This is a genomic window from Micromonospora sp. ALFpr18c, from assembly GCF_008868155.1.
Lineage (GTDB): Bacteria > Actinomycetota > Actinomycetes > Mycobacteriales > Micromonosporaceae > Micromonospora.
Genome location: NZ_WBKR01000418.1, coordinates 1 through 1,071, shown reverse-complemented (window position 1 = coordinate 1,071; position 1,071 = coordinate 1). Strand labels below are relative to the sequence as shown.

At 67.8% G+C, this 1,071-nt stretch carries 1 protein-coding gene; it reads right to left on the bottom strand.

What is annotated here, in order from left to right:
- A partial coding sequence (locus tag F8271_RS31490; RefSeq protein ID WP_151493408.1) for a hypothetical protein occupies window positions 1-687 on the bottom strand: 687 nt, incomplete at its 3' end.
- Window positions 688-1,071 lie beyond the last annotated feature (384 nt).

Here is a 1,071-nt window from a genome sequence, read left to right as displayed (position 1 = left end):
GGTCACCTCGCCGGGGCGGTGGTCGAAGGTGTCCAGGGTGAACCATTCGTCGAGTTCCGGGTCGAAGAGGTTCTGCAGGCCGAACTGCAACACCTGCCACCAGCGAGTCGAGTCGCGCTGGTCGACGTAGATGTCGCCGAGCGCGAGCGGAAACCGGAAGAACTCCCCCGGCACGGTCGAGCCACCGACCACGCCCACCCGCCAGTGGTCGACGTGCCGGTCCTGCTGCCCCTGCAGGATCTCCGGCCCGACGTAGCGGGCGGTCTTCAGCTTGTCGTTGAAGATCTGGCGGTTGAAGAATCCCGGAACCTTGCTGCACGCGCGCGGCGGGAACAGCGGGATGTTCGGCCACTTGTAGGTGAGCGTGTAGAGCGTGTTCTCGTAGATCAGGTTGGTGAACCAGATCGGGTGCTCCGGCCCGCCGGCGGTCATCTGGCTGTTGCCGTCCCGGCCCTGCCAGGTGAACGGCACGTCAATGCCGAGGTCCCGCACGATGTACCGGCCGGTGCCCTGGAAATCGGCGGGCAGCAGTGGAGGGCGCGGCTCCCGCGGCACGGGGGCCACGTCGCCGTCCACCCGGGCCGCGCGGGGCAGCGGCGCGGCGGCCGGGCCGGGCGCGACCACGCCGAGGGCGAAGAGCCCGCCGGCCACGGCCGACACCACCATCCGACGTGTACGCCTCGACACCACCATCGCCCTCCGCCGCCCACACCTGCCTTCGGCGAAGAGTAGGAGCGGGCACAACGTGAGAGATGGTGGAACGCGTCGGCTCCACCGGACGGGTGAAGAGACGCCACCGGCCCGGGACCGCAGCGGCCAAGGCTGTTGCGTAGCCGGTTGAAGAGTGTTTGAGCTGGGGTTTTGATGCGGGACCGATCGAGGGTGGGTCCATGTAGGACGGGTACGGCCCGTTGGTGATCATGGTGTTTGCGAAGACCACATGACCCAGCAGAAGGACCGCACCCGCCGATGTCATCATCACCGACCCACCGGCACGCTCCCCGACTCAGGTGACGCCTATTGCCGGTCGCTCTTAAATTCCCCGGCCAATCGACGGTCCTGGGTTTGCCG